The 18,855-nt window shown below is 73.0% G+C and carries 15 protein-coding genes, 1 pseudogene and 1 riboswitch; of the genes and pseudogenes, 10 read left to right on the plus strand and 6 right to left on the minus strand.

All coding sequences use genetic code 11. The features are described 5' to 3' along the window. Positions 1–297: 297 nt before the first annotated feature. Together BS83_RS15055 and BS83_RS15060 are read right to left on the minus strand one after the other, a co-directional pair. Positions 298–966, minus strand: a complete 669-nt coding sequence (locus BS83_RS15055; RefSeq protein WP_084713512.1) for a TetR/AcrR family transcriptional regulator — start codon at positions 964–966, stop codon at positions 298–300. A gap of 143 nt (positions 967–1,109) precedes the next feature. Next, positions 1,110–1,898, minus strand: a complete 789-nt coding sequence (locus BS83_RS15060) for an alpha/beta fold hydrolase (RefSeq protein ID WP_037604348.1) — start codon at positions 1,896–1,898, stop codon at positions 1,110–1,112. 317 nt (positions 1,899–2,215) lie between these two features. Between BS83_RS15060 and BS83_RS15065 the strand changes: the two genes are divergently transcribed. The 3 genes from BS83_RS15065 to BS83_RS15070 all read left to right on the plus strand — a co-directional run bounded on the left by BS83_RS15065 (position 2,216) and on the right by BS83_RS15070 (position 4,711). After that, positions 2,216–3,514 (plus strand): acyltransferase family protein, encoded by a 1,299-nt coding sequence (locus tag BS83_RS15065; protein ID WP_084713514.1) that lies wholly within the window; start codon positions 2,216–2,218, stop codon positions 3,512–3,514. A 177-nt stretch (positions 3,515–3,691) separates the two neighbouring features. After that, complete coding sequence (locus BS83_RS48325; RefSeq protein ID WP_269664855.1) at positions 3,692–3,823, plus strand: hypothetical protein; 132 nt, start codon at positions 3,692–3,694, stop codon at positions 3,821–3,823. A gap of 42 nt (positions 3,824–3,865) precedes the next feature. Continuing rightward, a complete protein-coding gene (locus BS83_RS15070) occupies positions 3,866–4,711 on the plus strand; it encodes a PhzF family phenazine biosynthesis protein (protein ID WP_037604350.1) in 846 nt (281 codons plus the stop codon). Between the two features lie 3 nt (positions 4,712–4,714). On the opposite strand, the gene BS83_RS15075 is transcribed toward BS83_RS15070, so the two are convergent. Continuing rightward, a complete protein-coding gene (locus BS83_RS15075) occupies positions 4,715–5,500 on the minus strand; it encodes a CPBP family intramembrane glutamic endopeptidase (RefSeq protein ID WP_037604352.1) in 786 nt (261 codons plus the stop codon). A gap of 264 nt (positions 5,501–5,764) precedes the next feature. Next, a complete protein-coding gene (locus tag BS83_RS15080) occupies positions 5,765–7,267 on the minus strand; it encodes a glutamate--cysteine ligase family protein (protein WP_037604353.1) in 1,503 nt (500 codons plus the stop codon). A 389-nt stretch (positions 7,268–7,656) separates the two neighbouring features. Here BS83_RS15080 and BS83_RS15085 point away from each other — a divergent pair, with 389 nt between their 5' ends. Next, positions 7,657–8,274, plus strand: coding sequence for a hypothetical protein (locus tag BS83_RS15085; protein WP_037604354.1), 618 nt, complete (start codon positions 7,657–7,659; stop codon positions 8,272–8,274). A gap of 226 nt (positions 8,275–8,500) precedes the next feature. Beyond that, on the plus strand, positions 8,501–8,692 hold the full coding sequence (locus BS83_RS15090; RefSeq protein WP_037604355.1) for a DUF5999 family protein: 192 nt from the start codon (positions 8,501–8,503) through the stop codon (positions 8,690–8,692). 184 nt (positions 8,693–8,876) lie between these two features. Here BS83_RS15090 and gcvP read toward each other — a convergent pair whose 3' ends face one another. Continuing rightward, positions 8,877–11,759, minus strand: a complete 2,883-nt coding sequence (gcvP, locus tag BS83_RS15095; protein ID WP_037604356.1) for an aminomethyl-transferring glycine dehydrogenase — start codon at positions 11,757–11,759, stop codon at positions 8,877–8,879. Positions 11,760–11,920: 161 nt separating this feature from the next. After that, a riboswitch (glycine riboswitch) is annotated at positions 11,921–12,020 on the minus strand. 190 nt (positions 12,021–12,210) lie between these two features. Between gcvP and BS83_RS48905 the strand changes: the two are divergent. After that, positions 12,211–13,308, plus strand: a pseudogene (locus BS83_RS48905) (PRC and DUF2382 domain-containing protein); the annotation flags it as partial. A gap of 333 nt (positions 13,309–13,641) precedes the next feature. Here BS83_RS48905 and BS83_RS15105 read toward each other — a convergent pair. Continuing rightward, positions 13,642–15,150 carry a DNA polymerase IV gene (locus BS83_RS15105; RefSeq protein WP_051943078.1) on the minus strand — a complete coding sequence of 503 codons (1,509 nt, stop codon included), beginning with the start codon at positions 15,148–15,150 and terminating at the stop codon, positions 13,642–13,644. A 105-nt stretch (positions 15,151–15,255) separates the two neighbouring features. On the opposite strand from BS83_RS15105, the gene BS83_RS15110 reads away from it, so the two are divergent. From BS83_RS15110 to BS83_RS15125, 4 genes are all read left to right on the plus strand, one after another. Then, the gene (locus BS83_RS15110; RefSeq protein WP_037604358.1) at positions 15,256–15,657 is read left to right on the plus strand and encodes a GntR family transcriptional regulator; all 402 of its coding nucleotides are present in this window, start codon (positions 15,256–15,258) and stop codon (positions 15,655–15,657) included. Further along, positions 15,654–16,571 (plus strand): ABC transporter ATP-binding protein, encoded by a 918-nt coding sequence (locus tag BS83_RS15115; RefSeq protein WP_051943079.1) that lies wholly within the window; start codon positions 15,654–15,656, stop codon positions 16,569–16,571. Before BS83_RS15110 ends, BS83_RS15115 begins: the two co-directional genes overlap by 4 nt. Then, entirely contained in the window at positions 16,568–17,560 is a 993-nt protein-coding gene (locus BS83_RS15120) for a transporter (protein ID WP_157597189.1), read from the plus strand. Before BS83_RS15115 ends, BS83_RS15120 begins: the two co-directional genes overlap by 4 nt. Before the next feature lie 64 nt (positions 17,561–17,624). Then, entirely contained in the window at positions 17,625–18,788 is a 1,164-nt protein-coding gene (locus BS83_RS15125; RefSeq protein WP_051943080.1) for an acyltransferase family protein, read from the plus strand. Positions 18,789–18,855 lie beyond the last annotated feature (67 nt).

Genomic DNA, 18,855 nt, shown 5'->3' on the forward strand with positions numbered 1-18,855 from the left:
GGCCGGCCCGGCGTCGGCGCGCCCGGCGCGGGCCGCGCTGCCTTTTGTCCGAACTCCCCCGGCCAACCGCGGACGGGCCGCGCTCCACTCACCCGCCCCAGCCGCGACCGTCCGTAGGCGGGACCAGCGGCGCGGACCGCCGCCCGCGACCCGGTCCCCGTCGCCGTGCCCTGAACGGACGCCTGCCGGCCCGGACGGCCCGAACGGCGACGCGCGCGGTCGGTCAGGTCGCCGCGGTGCGGCCGGTGGCGTCAGGTTCCGGGGCGCCGGGCCCGGACGCGTCGGGTTGTCGCGGCGTCAGGTTCCGTCGGCGTCAGGTTCGGCGGCGGACTCGCCGCCGCCCAGGACGGCCCACCAGCCCGCCGTCATCTCGTCGAGCAGGATCTCCCGGTCGGGCCGCCAACCGTCCTGCACGACGGTGTCCATCGCCACCTGGTGGAACTGCCGCAGCAGGAGTTGGAGCCGGATCCGCGCGCGGACCGGGTCACCGGTGCGGGCGAGGTAGTCGGGGACCGCGTCGACCAGCCGCTCGACTGCCGCCGACCGGCCGCGGGCGACGGTGCCCTCGACAGCCATCGCCTCGTTGAGCGCGGCCAGCAGCCGGGCGTGCGACTCGTACCAGGCCAGGGACGCCGCCAGCCAGCGACGCAGGCTTGCGGGCGAGGTCAGGGCCTTCGGGAGCGTCGCGTAGATCCCGCGGTCGGACGGGGTGACCCGGTCCAGCAGCGCGGCGGCGGCCTCCGCCTTGGAGCGGAAGTGGATGTAGAAGGTGGCCCGGCTGGTCCCGGCGCGCCGGACGATCTCGTCGACGGTCGCGGCCGCGTAGTCGGTCTCCTCCAGCACCTCGCGCACCGCGTCGAGCAGGCGCTTGCGGGTCAGCTCCCGGTACTCGCTGCGCAACGAGCCGCCCCGCGGCGAAGCGGGTCCCCCCGCGGAGGAGGCGGAGGCGGCGGAGGATGGAGTCACCCCGTCACCCTATCCCGTGGCCCCGGCCCAGCAGCCCGGACCGCCCCGACCCACGGCACCGGGCGCACTGCTCGGGAGGAACGGCCTCGCGAGCCGTGCGCCGCACCAGCCGGCGTGCCCGCAGTCCGGGGGACCGTCTCCGCTCACGCCGGTGAGACCGCGGCCCGGCTCGCGGGCTCTGCCAGAAACGCCGCGACCTCGGCGGCGAACCGCTCCGGAGCGTCGTGGTGCACGACGTGGCCGGCCGCGAGCTCGACCAGCCGGGCCCGCAGCCCGGGCCGGGACACCATCGCGCGGGCCTGATCGGCCGTCAACTCGTCACTCAGGGTGCCGCGAACGAGCAGGGTGGGGCAGGAGACCGCCGTCCAGTCCCCCCGGTGATCGCCGTTGAGCGCCTTCTGGGACCGCACCGTGTCGTCGAGCCCGAAGGAGAACCCCCACCCCGCGTCGGTCTGCCGGAACGCGCACTCCAGATACGGCGCGGTCCGGCCCAGCGCCGCGACCAGCGCCTCCCGGGACGGGGCGGACGCGGGCAGGCGCGTGGTGAACGACCAGTCGCAGTCGACGACCGCCCCGATCTCCTCCACGACCAGCGCGCTGACACGGTCCGGATGACGGGCGGCGAACTGGTAGGCGTTCACCCCGCCCAGCGAATGCCCCAGCACCGGCACCGCTCCGACCCCCAAGTGCCGGTGGAAGGCGACGAGGTCGGCGACGTAGTCCTCCCGCTCGTAGCTGTCGGCTCGATCGGATTCACCATGGCCGCGCTGATCGAGCGCGACGACCCGCCACCGGGGCGCCAGCGCCCCGGCGAGCGGCGCGAACGCCGCCGCCTCGTTGTAGTGCCCGTGCAGAGCCAGCAGCGGCTCTCCCGGACCGCCGAAGTCCAGAAACGACAGCTTCCGCCCGCCCACCGTGAAGTACTCCCGCATGACGCGGATCCTAGGACCAGGCACCGACACCCCCGGTGCGGCGACGCGCCGCCCCGCGTGTTCCTCCGTCAGGACCTGCCCTGGCCGACGGCGCCCCGTCAGCCAGGTGTGACGCTCCGCCAGCGGGTCCGCGACCGCACCGACGAGGGGCCGGCCCGTGTGGGCGCCCCTGCGCTCACGCCGTCGGGCAGCGGCCCTCATGCCCCGATATAGAAGGATAATCCAGGCATCTCCACCTATCATTCGCAAGACGCTCGTATGACTACGGTGTGACCTCTCACCTTGGCCTTGTGCGGCTTTGACCGTAGTCTCCCCGGGTGATTGACGTCCGAACGATCGAACCTCGTCCCGAACCGGCAGCTCCGGTCCTCGACGGCGCGCCGGCGCCGAAGGCCGCCGCGCGATTGGGGTGGCTCGACGCGCTTCGTGGCATCGCCGCTCTCCTGGTGGTCTTCCAGCACACCGGTTCCACGCTGCTGCCCCCGCTCTACCGTCAGACGCACGCCGTCTTCGACGCGGGGATATGCGGGGTCTTCCTCTTCTTCCTGGTGAGCGGGTACATCGTGCCGGCCTCGCTGGAGCGGAAAGGCGATCTGCGCGGCTTCTGGATCGGGCGGTACTTCCGCATCTATCCGCTGATCACGGCCGTGGTCGTGGTCGGCGCCCTCTGTCTGCCGGTCAAGGTGGGCGCGGTGAGCGGCCAGTGGCACACCCAGCCGTGGCTGCTGGCCGGCGCGAACGGCCCGCTGCTCGCGGAACTGCTCGGGGTGGGCAACACGATGCGGGTGTCGTGGACGCTCGCCTACGAGATGGCTTTCTACTTCCTCGTCTCTGGGCTCTTCGCGCTCGGCTGGCACCGGCGCAGCGCGCCCGTCGCGGTCGGCTTCGGAACGCTCGCGGTGGTCGCGGGGGCCGCGCTGCCGATGGGTCTGCTCAGCCACGGCCCGACGGCGACGGCGCGGACCGTGGTGGCGACCGACGTGATCGTGGTCCTGGCGATGGGCCTGGTCATCCTCGGCGGTCGCGGCCTGCGCCGCACGGGCGTGCTGACCCTGAGCGCCCTCGCGCTCGTGCTGGTCCTGGTGAACAGCGGCATCGTCCCGTTCGAGTCGATGATGATCCTGGCGACGATGTTCGCCGGAACGGCCATCTACCGCGCCGAGCACGGGCAGATCAAGCGGTGGCACGGCGTCCTCTCCTCCGCGCTCGTCCTGACGGCGGGGCTGGTCTCCGGACTCCTGTACGACGGCCGCTACCTCCGCTTCACCTGGACCGAGACGGTCACCAGCTGGTGCACCGCGATCATCGGCGCGTGGCTGCTCTTCGGCCTCGGCCTGCTGGTCCGGCACCGCCGCATCCCGCGCGTCCTGAGCTGGCTCGGCGCGATCAGCTACGCCTGCTACCTGCTCCATGTTCCGGCGTTCGTCTGCCTGGAGTGGATCCGCCGCCGACACGGGTTCACGGTCCACGGTCCGGTCCAGCACCTCACCTACACGGCGCTCTTCCTGGCGATCCTGCTCGCCTCGTCCTACGCGGCCCATCGACTGATCGAGCTCCCTGGCCAGCGCCTGGGACGTCGCGCCGCCAACTGGATCTCCGCCCGTCGTCCGGCCTGACGCCCTCGGGCGACCACGGCCGATGACCGGCCCGGGGCTGGGCAGGAAGGCGTACTTCCCGTCCCCGGCGGGCGCGGCCATGCTGGGGCGAGGTCACGACAGGGGTGGGGGGACACCATGGCGCGGACGGCACGGACGGGGCCCCGGGCGCGGGACAGTTGGGGGTGCTGCGCGGGGATGGTGCTCGGGGTGGTGCTGATGTTCGCGCTGCTGATCGGCGGGGTCATGCTCCTGATCGAGTTCACGCCGTGCGACGCCAAGTGCAAGGCGGCGCCGTCGGAGCCGTACCAGGGTGGCGGTGGCGGCTGAAGCGCCGCCGGCGCGGTCGGCGCGGCGAACTACGCTGCGGGTATGCGAATCCGAGTGATCGACGCGTTCACCGACGTCCCCTTCGCCGGCAACCCCGCCGCGGTCTGCCTGCTGCCCGCCGGGCCGTGGCCGGACGGGGCGTGGATGCGGGGGCTGGCCGCCGAGATGAACCTGTCCGAGACGGCGTTCGCCCGGCCGCTGGAGAACGGGCGGTGGGCGCTGCGCTGGCTCACGCCCGCCGTGGAGGTGGACCTCTGCGGGCACGCCACGCTGGCCACGACGCACGCGCTGCTGAGTGACGGCCTGGTCCCCGACGGCGGGCAGCTCGTGTTCGAGTCGAACAGCGGGATCCTGCGGGCGGAGGTCGCCCCGGACGGGATGATCACGCTCGACTTCCCCGTCAACCTGCCGACCCCTGCGGTCGCGCCCGCCGGACTCGCGGCGGCGCTCGGTACCGGCGACTGGAAGGACGTTCGGGCCACCGGCGCGCTCGGCGACCTGGTGGTCGAGCTCGCGGACGAGGCGGCGGTACGGGAACTCGTCCCCGACCACACCCGGCTGGCCGCTATGGGGGCCGCCGTGGCGCGCGGGGTCGTCGTCACCGCTCCGGCGGCCGCCCCGGAGGAGTCAGGCTACGACTTCGTCTCCCGCTGGTTCGGCGTCGGCGTGGACGTCGGCGAGGATCCGGTGACCGGCAGCGCCCACACCGCTCTCGCGCCGCTCTGGGCGGAACGCCTGGGCAGGAAGGAGCTGACCGGCCGCCAGGTCTCCCCGCGCGGCGGCAGCGTCCGGGTGGGCCTGCGGGGCGACCGGGTGCTCCTCAGCGGCCGCGCGGTCACCGTCTGGGACGGCACGTTGACGGCCGCGGCGGCGCCCCCGTCGCGGTGACGGTCAGGTCGGCAGCCAGCTGACGTGGCCGGCCAGCAGCACGTAGCCGACGAAGGCGACCGTGTCGATCAGCGTGTGCGCGATCGCCAGTGGGGCGACCCGTCGCCAGCGCGAGTAGAGCCAGCAGAAGATCACACCCATGATCACGTTGCCGACGAAGCCGCCGACCCCCTGGTACAGGTGGTAGGACCCGCGCAGCAGCGCGCTCGCCGCGACGGTCGCGGGCCAGGACCAGCCCATCTGACCCAGCCGGCGCAGCATGTAGCCGACGACGATGACCTCCTCGACCACCGCGTTCTGCGCGGCGGAGAGGATGAGCACCGGGATCCGCCACCACACGTCCGGCAGCGCGCTCGGCACGACCGTGAGGTTCGCCCCCGAAGCCCGCGCGCCGAGGTACAGCAGCAGCCCGGAGCCGCCGATCACGGCGGCGACGAGGACGCCCCTGCCGAGGTCGCGCCAGCGCTGGGTCAGGTCGAAGCCGAGCGCCCGGATCGAGGAGCCCTCGCGCACCAGCAGGTAGGCCACGAGCACGACCGGCACCAGGGCCGAGGCGATGTTGAACAGGTGCCAGGTCAGATCCAGCCACGGGCGGCCCGGGGTGATGGAGCCGTTGAGGGTCGCGTGCTGCGCCTTGAGCGAGACGGGGGCGGTGAGGGACCCGACGAAGTCGATGAACGCGGAGACTCCGCTCGCGCCGAGCGAGAGGGCGAGAACCAGGATCAGCTCCTGGCCCAGCAGTCGCCGCGTGAGGCGGATCGGCGCGGGAAGCGTCTCGGTGCTGCTCACGGGGGCGACTCCGGCGGGTTGCTCTGACCGCAGCGCCGACGACGTCGGCGGCTGCTCTGGCGGTTCGCCCGATCATCGCACAGCAGCCTGGGAGTTGATCCGCGCCCGTGACGTGCCCCCGACGCGCCGGTTCCGGGCGGCCGACGGCCGGCCGGGACCGATCGTGGAGATCGGCCGGGCCGCGCCCGCGGGATGCGCGCAGCGCGCCTCGGCCGGGCGCCGGCGGCGGTCGGCGTCCCCGTCCGACCGGTCTGGGACCGGGCCTCAGTGCAGGGGCCAGGTGTGGACCGGTTCTCCGGAGCGCATCAGCTCCATGTAGCGGCGTGTCATCGCCAGCAGCGCCGGGCCGCGGTCCAGACCGTGCCGGTCCACGCAGTCGTGGAAGACCGTGGTCTGCCATGCCGCGCCGTTGATCCCGGTGCGGCACCGGCCCTCGATGACGCCGAGGTAGTGGTCCCGGTCGACCGCCTCCACGCCCCAGGCGTCCAGACCCTTGGCGGCCAGCGGCAGCAGCTCGTCGCGGACCAGGTCGCGCGCGGGTACGCGGGCGAGGCCGCTGCCGCGTCGGCCGCCGCCGCGGGGCCACCACAGCTCGGCGTCGATGCCCAGCCGCGCCGCGGTGTGGAAGTTCTCCGTCGCCAGCTCGAACGGCAGCCGCTGCCAGACCGGGCGCGGCTGGTCGGCGAGCGAGCGGACCAGGCCGTAGTAGAAGGCGGCGTTGGCGAGGGTGTCGACGACCGTGGGCCCGGCCGGCAGCGCCCGGTTCTCGACGCGCAGGTGCGGGACGCCGTCGGCGATGTCGTAGACGGGCCGGTTCCAGCGGTAGATGGTGCCGTTGTGCAGGCGCAGCTCCCGCAGCGCGGGGACGCCCCCGGCCGCGAGGGTCTTCTGCGGGTCCTCCTCGTCGCAGATCGGCAGCAGCGAGGGGAAGTACCGCAGGTTCTCCTCGAAGAGGTCCACGACGGAGTCGACCCAGCGCTCGCCGAACCAGGTGATCGGCCGGACCCCCTGCGCCTTCAGCTCGTCCGGACGGGTGTCGCACGCTTGCTCGAACAGTACGGGCCGCGTCTCCCGCCACAGCTCACGACCGAACAGGAACGGAGCGTTGGCCCCCATCGCAAGCTGTGCGCCGGTCATCGCCTGCGCCGCGTTCCAGACCCCCGCGAAACGGCGCGGCGTCACCTGCAGATGCAGCTGCAGGGAGGTGCAGGCGGCCTCGGCGACGATGGAGACCGAGTCGGCGCGCAGCCGTTCGACCCCCTGGATGTCCAGGCTGATGTCCTCCCCGCGGGCGGCGAGTATCCGGTCGTTGAGCAGGCGGTATCGGTCCCCGCGGGAGATGTTGTCCAGCACCGCGTGGTCCAGCGTGAGCGTCGGCAGGATGCCGACCGTGACGATCCGCGCGCCCGCGCGCTGCGCCCTGCGGTCGGCGTAGCCGAGGCCGACCACCAGCTCCTCGCGCAGTTCCTCGAAGACCCGGCCGCCGAGCCGGTGCGGGGCGATGTTGACCTCGATGTTGAACTGGCCCAGCTCGGTCTGGAAGTCCCCGCTGGCGATCGACTCGAGGACCTCCTCGTTCCGCATGACCGGCAGCCCCGTGTCGTCGGCGAGGTTGAGTTCGATCTCCAGTCCCATCATCGCGCGGGCCCGGTCGAAGCGGTCCCCGGCGAGCAGCTGCTCGAGCGCTTCCACGCACTGTCGCAGCTTGCGGCGGTAGAGTTGACGGTCCGCCAGGTCCGCACTGCCGGCGGCCACCTTCTCCCCCATGGGGTGCCCCTCCCTCGGTCGGCGGTAGAGGGAGCCTTCCCCGAAGGCGTGATCGACAGTCCGGCAGAACGCGCGAAAACGGCATGTGCCAATAGGGGGCCGGGTACACGAACCGCCCGAAATCTCCCTTGCGACCATGCACGGACAGTAGTAGAAGAGTCACGCCGTGCACCCGTTCGTATAGACTCGCGAGATACAGGAACGCATGGCCCGACGCCGCCGATGCCTCCGACCCTGCACGGAGGCCCGGCCCCCTCGGGCCTGCCCTGCACCACGATCTGAACAAACCGCACCCGCGCATGCCCTCCGCCTGCGCTCCCAGTACGCCCGAGCAGCTCCCGCACCACCACCGCCCCGCCTGTCTCTGCTGCCACGAGAGGCGAATCGACATGTCCTTGCAGCTGCCCCAGCCGCCAGCCGCGGCCCTTCGCGCCGTCCTCGGCGCCCTGGACGCCCTGGACGACCTGGACGCCCTCAGCGACGCCCTTCCCGTCCGCGCCTCGGCCGTGCGACGAGCCACCGGGCCGCGCACCCCCGCGCATCCGCTGCCCGTCCATCTGCTCGACCCGATGACGGCGGACGGCGCGGTCGCGCCACTGGCCGCCGCCAGGCGGACCGGCTGGCGCTTCCTGATCAAGGCGGGAGAGGAGGTCGTGGCCGCTGCGGACACGCTGGAACTGACGGCCGACGAGTCCGGCGAGACGCACACCTTCGCCTACTTCGCCGAGGGGCCCTACCCGGCGTCCACGCTGCGCGCGCTGCAGCAGGCCCGCCTGCACGCGGCCGGCACGCCCACGACGTACCTGCCCCGCTTGCTGTCGGTGCCGGGCCACTACATGACAGCCCTTTGGCTGCACCCGGTGTTGTCCCCCACGCCGACGCCCGACCTGCTGATCCCGCTGGTCCCCGCGCCGCTCGGGGTGACGGCGCACATCCCCCACCACGCCGAGGAACTGCTGGCCCTGCTGGCGCTCACGAACGGCGCACTCCTCACCAGTACGGCCTGATCCGTCGGCACCACTGACACCACCCGTTGTGACCATGCCGCATCTGGTCACAACGGGTGGTTTCTGCTGCTCGGAGCGGATCGTTCGTGACGCATGTCACCAAATGGCTGCGCTTCCGCACCATAATCCGGAGACTGAGAACCAGCGCGACCGGCCCATCGTCCTACCCGGCGAGAAGGCACTTCACACCCCGCGCCGCAAACCGGCTTTGGAAAGGTACGAAGCTATGTGCCAGCACCGTCCTGAGTGTCCGTCCGCCGGCTCGCCGGACCGCGAGGCAGCCGCGGTCGTCGCGAGCCACCCGGAGCAGGGCTGGAGCCTGCTGTGCAACGGCATCCTGCTTTTCGAGGACACCGGCGAGATCCTGCCGGACGGCAGCGTCATCGCCCCCCGCCGCGCATACGCCGAAGCCGCGTAGCGGCTGCGCCGCCAGGCGCAGGACGCAAGGGGCGCGAGGAACTGCGCGAGCAACCACCCTGTGCGGATGACCCTGCTCGCCGAGCGACTCACCACCTGGGGTGGCTTGTCGCGCAGTTCCTCGCGCCCCTGGATGTTGCAACCGGCTCGCCGTCGCAAAGCGAGCCTCGCGCCCCTGATGACGCTTACGCGTCGTACTCGTCCAGCGGGGGGCAGGAGCAGACCAGGTTGCGGTCTCCGTAGGCGCCGTCGATGCGGCGGACCGGGGGCCAGTACTTCTCGGTGGGGTTCACTCCCGCCGGGAAGACCGCCTGCTCACGGGTGTAGGCGTGGTCCCAGTCACCGGCCAGCGCCGCCGCGGTGTGCGGGGCGTTGTGCAGCGGGTTGTCCTCCGCCGGCCACTCACCCGATCCAACTCGGTCAATCTCCGCACGAATCGCGATCATCGCCGCGCAGAAGCGATCGATTTCGGTCAAATCCTCGCTCTCAGTGGGCTCGATCATGAGCGTCCCGGCCACCGGGAAGGACATCGTCGGGGCGTGGAAACCGTAGTCGATCAGGCGCTTCGCCACGTCGTCCACGCTCACGCCCGCCGACTTCGCCAGCGGACGCAGGTCGATGATGCACTCGTGCGCGACCAGCCCGCCGGGGCCGGTGAAGAGCACCGGGTAGTACGGCGCGAGGCGCTTCGCGATGTAGTTGGCGCTGAGCACGGCCACCTGCGTGGCGCGCTTGAGGCCCTCGCCGCCCATCAGGCGGACGTACGACCAGGAGATCGGCAGGATCGCCGCCGAGCCCCAGGGCGCGGCCGAGATCGGGCCGACGCCGGTGACCGGACCGGCCGACGGCTGCAGCGGGTGGTTCGGCAGGTACGGCGCCAGGTGCGCGCGGACCGCGACCGGGCCGACGCCGGGGCCGCCTCCGCCGTGCGGGATGCAGAAGGTCTTGTGCAGGTTCAGGTGCGAGACGTCCGCGCCGAACTTGCCCGGCTTGGCCAGACCGACCAGCGCGTTCAGGTTTGCCCCGTCGACGTAGACCTGGCCGCCCGCCTCGTGCACGGCGGCGCAGATGTCGCCGATGTTCTCCTCGAACACGCCGTGCGTGGACGGGTAGGTCACCATCAGCACGGCCAGCTGCTCGCGGTGCTGGTCGATCTTGGCCCGCAGGTCCTCGACGTCGACGTCGCCGTCGACCAGCGTCTTCACGACCACCACGCGCATGCCGGCCATGACGGCCGAGGCCGCGTTGGTGCCGTGGGCGGAGGAGGGGATCAGGCAGACGTCACGGGCGGTGTCGCCGTTGGCGTGGTGGTAGGCGCGGACGGCCAGCAGGCCGGCCAGTTCGCCCTGGGAGCCGGCGTTCGGCTGGATGGAGACCGCGTCGTAGCCGGTGACCTCGGCCAGGCGCTGCTCGAGCTCTCCGATCAGCTGCAGGTAGCCGCCCGCCTGCTGCTCGGGGGCGAAGGGGTGCACGTTCGCGAACTCGGGCCAGGTGATCGCCTCCATCTCGGTGGTGGCGTTCAGCTTCATCGTGCAGGAGCCGAGCGGGATCATGCCGCGGTCCAGCGCGTAGTCCTTGTCGGCGAGCTTGCGCAGGTAGCGCAGCATGCCGGTCTCGGAGCGGTGCGCGTGGAAGGTCGGGTGGGTCAGGTACTCGTCGGAGCGCAGCAGCGCCTCCGGCAGCGAGGCGCCGGCCTCGGCGTCCAGCGCGTCCACGTCCTGCTCGCCCGACACGCCGAAGGCGGCCCAGACGGCGGCCAGGTCGGCCCGGGTGGTGGTCTCGTCGCACGCGGCGGAGACCAGGTCGGCGGAGGCCGCGTACAGGTTGACCCCGGCGGCGCGGGCGGCCTCGACGACCTCGGCGGCGCGGCCGGTCACGCGGGCGGTGACGGTGTCGAAGAACGCGCCGTGCACGACCTCGACGCCGCCGCGGCGCAGGCCCTCGGCCAGCACGGAGGCGTAGCGGTGGGTGCGCGAGGCGATCTGGGCCAGGCCGTCCGGGCCGTGGTAGACCGCGTACATCGAGGCCATGACGGCCAGCAGCACCTGAGCGGTGCAGATGTTGGAGGTGGCCTTCTCGCGGCGGATGTGCTGCTCGCGGGTCTGCAGCGCCAGGCGGTAGGCGCGGTTGCCGTCGGCGTCGACGGAGACGCCGACCAGGCGGCCGGGCAGGCTGCGGGCGAACTCGGCGCGCACGGACATGTAGCCGGCGTGCGGGCCGCCGAAGCCCATCGGGACGCCGAAGCGCTGGGTGGTGCCGACCGCGATGTCCGCGCCGAGCGAGCCAGGGGACTTCAGCAGGGTCAGCGCCAGCAGGTCGGCGGCGACGGTGACGACCGCGCCGAGCTCCTTGGCCTGGGCGATGACCGGGGCCAGGTCGCGGACCACACCGGACGCGCCCGGGTACTGCAGCAGCACGCCGAAGACGCCGCGCTCGGCGATCTCGGCCGGGATGCCCTCGCTCAGGTCGGCGACGACGGTCTCGATGCCGGTCGGCACCGTGCGGGTCTCGATGACCGCGACGGTCTGCGGCAGGGTGTCGGCGTCGATCACGAAGACGCCGCCCTTGACCTTGCCCATGCGGCGGGCCAGCGCGACGGCCTCGGCCGCGGCGGTGCCCTCGTCCAGCAGGGAGGCGCCGGCGGTGGGCAGACCGGTCAGGTCGGTGACCATGGTCTGGAAGTTGAGCAGCGCCTCCAGGCGGCCCTGCGAGATCTCCGGCTGGTACGGCGTGTACGCGGTGTACCAGGAGGGGTTCTCCAGGACGTTGCGCAGGATCACCGGCGGGGTGAAGGTGCCGTAGTAGCCGAGCCCGATCATCGAGCGGAGCACCTGGTTGCGGTCGGCGAGCTCGCGGAGCTCGTCCAGCACCTGGGCCTCGGAGCGGGCGGCCGGCAGGTCCAGCGCGGTCAGGCTGCGGATGGCGTCCGGGACGGCGGCGGCGGTCAGCTCGTCCAGGGAGCCGTAACCCACCTGCGCCAGCATCTTCGCCTGGGCCTCGGCGTCCGGGCCGATGTGGCGGTTCTCAAAGGGGCTGGACTGCTCCAGCGCGGAAAGCGAGGACGTCATGGGGAGTGTGGCCTCCTGGTCGGACCCGATGGGCGCTGTGGACGCCCGGACGACCTCCCCCTCTGTCATGGAACCTGAGAGCTTCACCGGCCGGAGCCGGCTTTCACCGTCGGTGAGTACCGCCCCGAAACTGCCGACGCGGTACTGCTTTCCAGAGTGACCTCGCGTGCGCGGTACTTCGGCCTGAGAGATTCCGGGGAGGATTTGCTCCTTCGGCGCCGCTCGCCCTGATGGACGATCGGACTCTCCCGCGCATGCTCGACGGTCAACGGCCAGCCTACCAGCGCGCTTCCCGCGACGAACGGGGCGCAGATCACACCCGGGCCACCCGGCATGAACCCGGACGGAGCAGCGACACACCCGGTGGAGCTGCGTACGTTCGACAAAGCGATCATTGTGCCTTTTCGTATGAGTTGAGCACGTTCGTCAGTTGAACAGACCGGCGCGGCCGATGGAGGAGTGGAACAGCGTGCAGACCGAGATCGACCCCAGGGATCTGATCGGCCACAAGGCCGTGGACAAGAACGGCGAGAAGATCGGCACGGTGGACGAGGTCTACCTCGACGACGCCACCGGGGAGCCCGAGTGGGCGGCCGTACGGACCGGCCTCTTCGGCCGTGACGCCTTCGTCCCGCTGACGACGAGCGAGTTCGTCTCCGACGAGCTGCGCGTGCCCTACGAGAAGTCGCAGGTGAAGGACTCCCCCGACTTCGGCGTCGGCCAGCACCTCTCCCCGGCGCAGGAGCTCCAGCTCTACCGCTACTACGGGCTCGAGGTGCCCACCGGCAACGGCCAGCACGCCGCGGACTCCGGCGCCCGCCTGGCGGACAAGCCCGCGCAGGCGACGGTGATGACCGCGACTCCGGCGGCGGCCGCCGGTACCGCCGCTGCCGCGACTGCGGCGACCGCGGCGGCGGCTGCGAAGCACAAGAACGAGCGCGAGGAGAAGCCGGTGGAACGGACGCTGACGGGCACCCCGGTGGTGGAGCCGCTGTCCGGTGCGGGCCGCACCGCCGCGTTCGTCACCGGCGGGGCTCCGAAGACCGGCACCTCGGCCCCGGCTCCGGCAGCCGCGGCGGCTGCCGCCGCCCCGGCAGCGGCGGCGGTGTCGACCCCCGCGCCCGCGCCGACGGTGCAGCAGACGCCGCCGGCCGCGCCGTTCCCCGGCGCGGACGCGCAGCGACGCCCGGACCCGCTGACCGACCCGCTGCCGGGACTGGCCGCTCCGCAGAAGTCGGCCGGTGCGAAGGACCCGGTGCCGGACCCGGTCGAGTTCGTCTGCCGCGAGGAGCGGCTGGACATCAGCACCGAGTGGCGCGTGCTGGGCCGCGCGCGGCTGCGCAAGTACGTCACGACCGAGCAGGTCGAACGCCGCGTCCCGGTCGTCCGCGAGCGGATCCGCGTGGAGCGCGTCCCGGTCAGCGCGGAGGAGCGCGCGCAGCTGACCGAGGAGGAGATCGCGGAGAGCGTGGAGGAGGTGACCCTCCACGAGGAGCGCCTGGTCGTGAAGAAGACGATCGTGCCGGTGGAACGGATCCGCCTGGTGACCGAGCGGATCACCGAGGAGGAGGTCGTCCGCGAGGAGCTCCACCGCGAGCACATCCAGGTCCAGGACGGCTCGCGCCCTGCGGGCACCCCGGTCACTCCCCCCGCCGCCGGCGCCCCCGTCGGCGGCCCCCACTGGCCGGCACGCCGGCCTCCCCGGCAGCCCGCCCCATGGCCCCGGTCGGCCCCGCGGCGGACCTCCCCGACCACGCGATGGGCATGTAGCCACCCCCTCAGGGGCGCGAGGAACGGCGCGCTACCGCCAAAGAGAGGGCGCGTTGCAACCACCCAGGGGCGCGAGGAACGGCGCGACAAGCCACCGGCATGCAGATGGTCCTCAGTGAGCAGGGCCATCCGCACAGGGTGGTTGCTCCCGCAGTTCCTCGCGCCCCTGGGGGCTGCTCGCCTGCAGAGCGCCGCGGCTGTCCGGCGTTGCCGGGTGGAGCGGGAGGGCGGGGGCGGGGGTGAGGGCCGGGTCGTCCACCGGGAAGGTGCGGACGCGGCCGACCGGGGAGCCCGGGGATTCGAAGCGGAGCGTCACGCGGCCCACGCCGCTGCCCTGGACCCAGCCGTGGCCGAACTCGGCGTGCTCCGCGTCCTGCCCCGGCATCCAGCGGCGGCCGGTCAGTTCCCCGCCGGGGTGGAACGCCCGCGGGCCGGTCGGGCCGCCGTACGCGGGCTCGGCCGGCTCGGCCCCTTCGCTCGCCTCCGCCGCGTCGGCCAGCTCCGCGAGTTCCTCGTACTCCTCCATCTCCTCCCGCTGCGCCTGCGCGAAGAGATCCTCCTGCGTCCAGTCCGCCAGCCCGGTGACACCGACGCCGAGCAGGCGAATGCCGCCCAGCAGTTCGACGGAGTCGACCAGGCGGCGGGCCATCTGCGCTATCACCAGCGGGTCGTCCGTCGGGGCCGGCAAGGTCTCCGAGCGGGTCAGCGTGCTGAAGTCGAAGCGGCGGATCTTGACGACCACCGTGCGCCCCGAGCGTCCCGCCGCGCGGAGCCTGCGGACGCAGCGGTCGGCCAGCCGGTCCAGCTCCTCCATGATCCGGTCGCGGTCGCCGAGGTCGACCTCGAAGGTGTCCTCCACGGAGACGGACTTGGCGTCCCGGTCGGGGACGACCGGCCGCTCGTCGCGGCCCTGGGCCAGCTCGTGGACGCCCGCGCCGTGCGCGCGGCCCAGCAGATGGACCAGTTCCTCCTGGGAGAGCGCCGCCACGTCGGAGACCAGGGTGAGGCCCGCGCGGCGCAGCGTCTCCGCCGTGGCGGGGCCGACGCCGGGCAGCGCGCGGACCGGGAGCGGTTGCAGGACCTCGCGCTCGCGGCCGGCCTCGATCAGGACGAGTCCGTCCGGCTTCGCCTGCTCGGAGGCGATCTTGGCGAGGAACTTCGTCGTGGACAGGCCGACCGACGCGGTCAGGCCGACCTTGGCGGCGATGTCGGCCCGCAGGTCCTCCCCGAGCGCGCGGGCCAGCTCCGCGCCGCCCGACTCCAGCAGCCCGCCGTAGGGCCCGGCGGCGAGGTCGACGAAGGCCTCGTCCAGGCTCAGTGGCTCCACCAGGGGCGAGAGCTCCCGCAGCAGCGCCATCACCTGGTCGCTGATCTGCCGGTAGAGCTCGAACCTGGGGATCAGGAACGCGGCGTTGGGCGCGAGTCGGCGCGCGTGGGCCATCGCCATCGCCGAGTGCACGCCGAAGCGCCGCGCCTCGTAGGAGGCGGTGGCCACCACCCCGCGTGCGCCGAGCCCGCCGACGACCACCGGCTTTCCGCGCAGGCTCGGCTTGGACGCCTGCTCCACCGAGGCGAAGAAGGCGTCCATGTCGAGGTGCAGGATCGACGGGACGGACCGCATGGCCCGATCATCGCGCACGGGTACGACAACGGCCCGCAGGCGGGTTTGACAGCTCCGTGCGCCGCTGACTACTTTCACTAATCAATTAGTGAAAGGGGTACCACGGTGGAGTTCCGTCTGCGCCGCGGCAGCGGCGTCCCGGCCTACCAGCAGATCGTGCAGCAGATCGAGCAGGCCCTGCGGGTCGGCACGCTGCGCCTCGGGGACAAGCTGCCCACGGCACGCGAGGTGGTCGCGGCCACCGCGGTGAACCCGAACACCGTGCTGCGGGCCTACCAGGAACTGCAGCGCGCCGGTCTGGTCGAGTCCCGCCAGGGGCTGGGCACCTTCGTGGTGCGCACCCTCGGCCGCGCCGACAGCGCCGCCGACTCCGGGCTCCGCGAGGAGCTGGAGGCCTGGGTCGCCAGTGCCCGCGAGCACGGTCTCGAACGCGAGGACGTGCTGGCCCTGGCCGCCTCGGTCGTCGACGCGCAGTTCCCCTCCCCGGTGACCGGGGAGGGGAAGTGATAGCCCGCTCCCCCACTGCGCTGGAGACGATCGGGCTCACCCTCCGCCACGGGCGGCGCACCCTGCTCGACGCCTGCTCGCTGCGCGTCCCGCGCGGTGCGGTCTGCGGCCTGGTCGGCCCCAACGGTGCGGGCAAGAGCCTGCTGCTGTCCGCCGCCGCCGGTCTGGTCGCCCCGCAGGAGGGCGAGGTCACCGTGCTCGGCCTGCCGGCGGGCGACGCGCAGGTGCTGCCCGAGGTCGGCTTCGTCGACCAGCAGCGGAGCCTGTACCGGCGGATGACCGTGGCGGAGCTGCTGGAGACGGGACGGCGCACGAACGTCCGCTGGCAACCGGCGCGCGCACAGGAGCTGCTCGACCTCGGCCGGGTGCCTCTCGGCTGCGGGATCGGCGCGCTCTCCGGCGGGCAGCGCACCCTCGTCGCCGTGGCCCTGGCCCGCGCCAAGGCGCCGAAGCTGCTGCTTCTCGACGAACCGCTGGCCGACCTCGACCCGCTGGTGCGACGCGCCGTCATGGGCCTGCTGCTGACCGACGTCGCCGACGAGGGCGTCACCGTGCTGCTCTCCACCCACATCCTCACCGATCTCGACGAGGTCGTGGACCATCTCGTCCTCCTGGACGGCGGGCGGGTACGCCTGGCCGGCGAACTGCCGGAGCTGCTGGCGGCGCACCGGTACCTCGACCGTGGCGCCGACGACGCCCGACCCTGGCCGGGCCTGCTGGTCGAGCAGACCGGAGCCGGAGCCGGAAGCAGCGCCCTGGTCCGCCTGGAGCAGAGCGCCGCCGAGGCCGTCGGTGCGGACGCCCGTCCGACCCTGGAGGAGCTCGTCCTCTCCTACCTGCGCTCCCCCGGAGCGGACCGCTGGCTCTCCCCCGGGATGCGTCCCGACCCGGCCCGGGGAGTGCTGATCCCGTGAGCGCACCCATGCTCCAGTTGGTGCCGCTGCGGGTGCGCCGGATCCCGGAGCGGCCCGCGCGCATCAGCCTCCTGGTCCTGGCCGGGCTCGCGCTGCGACGTCACCGCCGGACCCTCGGGGTGGTCGCCCTGGCCCTGCTCGTCCTCATGCTCTGGGCCGTGTGGACCGCGCAGTCGGTCGCCACCGCCCACGACGCGTGGTTCGCCACCGACTGCCGCGGCACCGGCCTCACGAGCTGGTGCCAGGCGGCGGGTGACGACCTCGCCCACGCGGTGCAGTCGGCGCAGTACCTGCAGATCGCCCTGGTGGCCGTGCCGGCCCTGATCTGCGGGCTGCTGGGAGCGCCGCTGTTGGCCAGGGAGTACGAGCAGGGCACCCACAGGCTCGCCTGGACCCAGTCCGTCCCGCGCGGCCGCTGGCTCACCGCACAGCTCGCGGTGCTCGGCAGCGCGTCCGCGCTGGTCGGCGCCGCGGCGGCACTGCTGGGCACCAGGCTGCACCAGGCCGCCGACCCGGCCGTCCTCCGGGAGTCCTCCGGCTTCGCGCCGCTCCCGTTCAACTCCTTCGGCCCGGTCCTGACGGCCGGGACGGTGCTGGCCTTCTCGATCGGCGTGCTCTGCGGCGCCCTGTGGCGGCGGACCCTGCCGGCCATCGCCACCACGGCAGTGGGCTACGGCGGCATCGTTCTGCTCGTCACCGCGCTCCGGGGCCGCCTCCAACCCTCGCGGACGATCTTCCCGCCGCACGGGTACGACCTGCGCCCGGACGACTGGCTGACGGCCGACGGCGTCGTCACCGCGGACGGCCACCGGCTCTCCTACGCCCAGTGCCCGCAGAGCGGTTGCCCGGCCGGTTCACGGACCTTCGAGGTCTACCACAGCGCGGCCCAGCTCTGGCCGACGCAGTGGACCGCCGCCGGGATCATGCTGGCCCTCGCCGTGCTCGCGCTGCTGCTGAGCTACCGCGCCGTCGGCCGCAGAACCCTGTAACCCCCGCCCTCGGCTCCGCCGACCCACCCTCGTCCACGCGTCCGCGCCGGAGGAGCACTTCGCCATGCCCTTTTCCACTCTCACCGAACCGCTGCGCACGCCCTCGACGCGACCGCGTCCCGCCGGGGGACCCACCCGCCTGGCGGCCGTCGACGGACTGCGACTGCTCGCCGCGGCGGCCGTGGCCGCGTACCACTACCTGGGCACGCCCACGCCCGACTTCTGGGGCAAGGGGCGCGACCTGCCGCAGGCCGCACCGCTGACGCACGCCGTCAGCGGCTACGGGTGGCTGGGTGTGGAGGCGTTCTTCCTGATCAGCGGCTTCGTCATCTGCATGAGCTGCTGGGGCCGCACCCCGGCCCAGTTCGCCGTCTCCCGTGTCGCACGGCTCTTCCCGCTCTACTGGACGGTCGTGCTGCTGATCGCCCTGGTCGGCGCCGCCGCCGTCCTGGCAGGGCAGCACTCGGGCACCCCGACGGACCTGCGCACCAGCATCGGCAATCTGACGATGATCCCCGGCCCGCTCGGTCTGCAGGCCACCGACGGCGTCGCCTGGACGCTGTGGGTGGAGGCCCGCTTCTACCTGCTGATGGGCGTGCTGCTGCTGGTCGGCCTCACCTACCGGCGCGCCGTCGCCTTCGGCTTCCTGTGGCTCACCCTGGCCGCGATCGGGCGCGAACTCCACTCGGCCGTCCTGGACGAGTTCCTGCTCGGCCGCTACGCCGGGCTCTTCGTCACCGGCATCGCGCTCCACCTGATGCACCGTTTCGGCCCGAACCTGCTGCTGTGGCTGATGGCCGGCTTCGCCTGGTGCTACGCCCTGACGGTGCTGCACGACCGGGTGGCCGAGCACGCCGTCCCCGCGGGACGCGGGGCGAGCCCGAACTGGGCGGTCAGCGCGGCGGTGCTCACCGTCTTCCTGCTGCTGCTCGCACTGGCCGGCCCGGGGCCGCTACGGCGGGTGCGCGGCCGCGCGCTCGTCCACGCGGGCGCGCTGACCTACCCGTTCTACCTGGTCCACCAGAGCCTGGGCATCCCGGTCGCCCGCGGCGTCCTGAAGGCCCTCCCGGGCCTGGGGCTGCTCCCCGCGATCTCCCTCGGCCTCGGCTTCTCGCTGCTGCTGGCGGCGGTGCTGAACCACCTGGTCGATCGCGGCCTGGGCCGCGTCCTCCGCCGGCAGCTCACCGCCGCACTCGACCCGGCACCCGCAGTTCCCGCCTCGCACTAGTTGCACCACTCAGGAGCGCGGGGAACTGCGCGACAAGCCAGCGGCGCGCGGATGGTCCTCACGGCGC

It is taken from the genome of Streptacidiphilus rugosus AM-16, from assembly GCF_000744655.1.
Classification (GTDB): domain Bacteria; phylum Actinomycetota; class Actinomycetes; order Streptomycetales; family Streptomycetaceae; genus Streptacidiphilus; species Streptacidiphilus rugosus.

What these genes read in the sequence shown, in the direction of transcription:
- BS83_RS15070 (WP_037604350.1), top strand. Translation starts at nt 3,866, where the DNA reads ATGCGAATCCGAGTGATCGACGCGTTCACCGACGTCCCCTTCGCCGGC.
- BS83_RS15080 (WP_037604353.1), bottom strand. Translation starts at nt 7,267, where the DNA reads ATGGGGGAGAAGGTGGCCGCCGGCAGTGCGGACCTGGCGGACCGTCAA.
- gcvP (WP_037604356.1), bottom strand. Translation starts at nt 11,759, where the DNA reads ATGACGTCCTCGCTTTCCGCGCTGGAGCAGTCCAGCCCCTTTGAGAAC.
- BS83_RS15060 (WP_037604348.1), bottom strand. Translation starts at nt 1,898, where the DNA reads ATGCGGGAGTACTTCACGGTGGGCGGGCGGAAGCTGTCGTTTCTGGAC.
- BS83_RS15125 (WP_051943080.1), top strand. Translation starts at nt 17,625, where the DNA reads ATGCCCTTTTCCACTCTCACCGAACCGCTGCGCACGCCCTCGACGCGA.
- BS83_RS48325 (WP_269664855.1), top strand. Translation starts at nt 3,692, where the DNA reads ATGGTGCTCGGGGTGGTGCTGATGTTCGCGCTGCTGATCGGCGGGGTC.
- BS83_RS15090 (WP_037604355.1), top strand. Translation starts at nt 8,501, where the DNA reads ATGTGCCAGCACCGTCCTGAGTGTCCGTCCGCCGGCTCGCCGGACCGC.
- BS83_RS15105 (WP_051943078.1), bottom strand. Translation starts at nt 15,150, where the DNA reads ATGCGGTCCGTCCCGTCGATCCTGCACCTCGACATGGACGCCTTCTTC.
- BS83_RS15085 (WP_037604354.1), top strand. Translation starts at nt 7,657, where the DNA reads ATGTCCTTGCAGCTGCCCCAGCCGCCAGCCGCGGCCCTTCGCGCCGTC.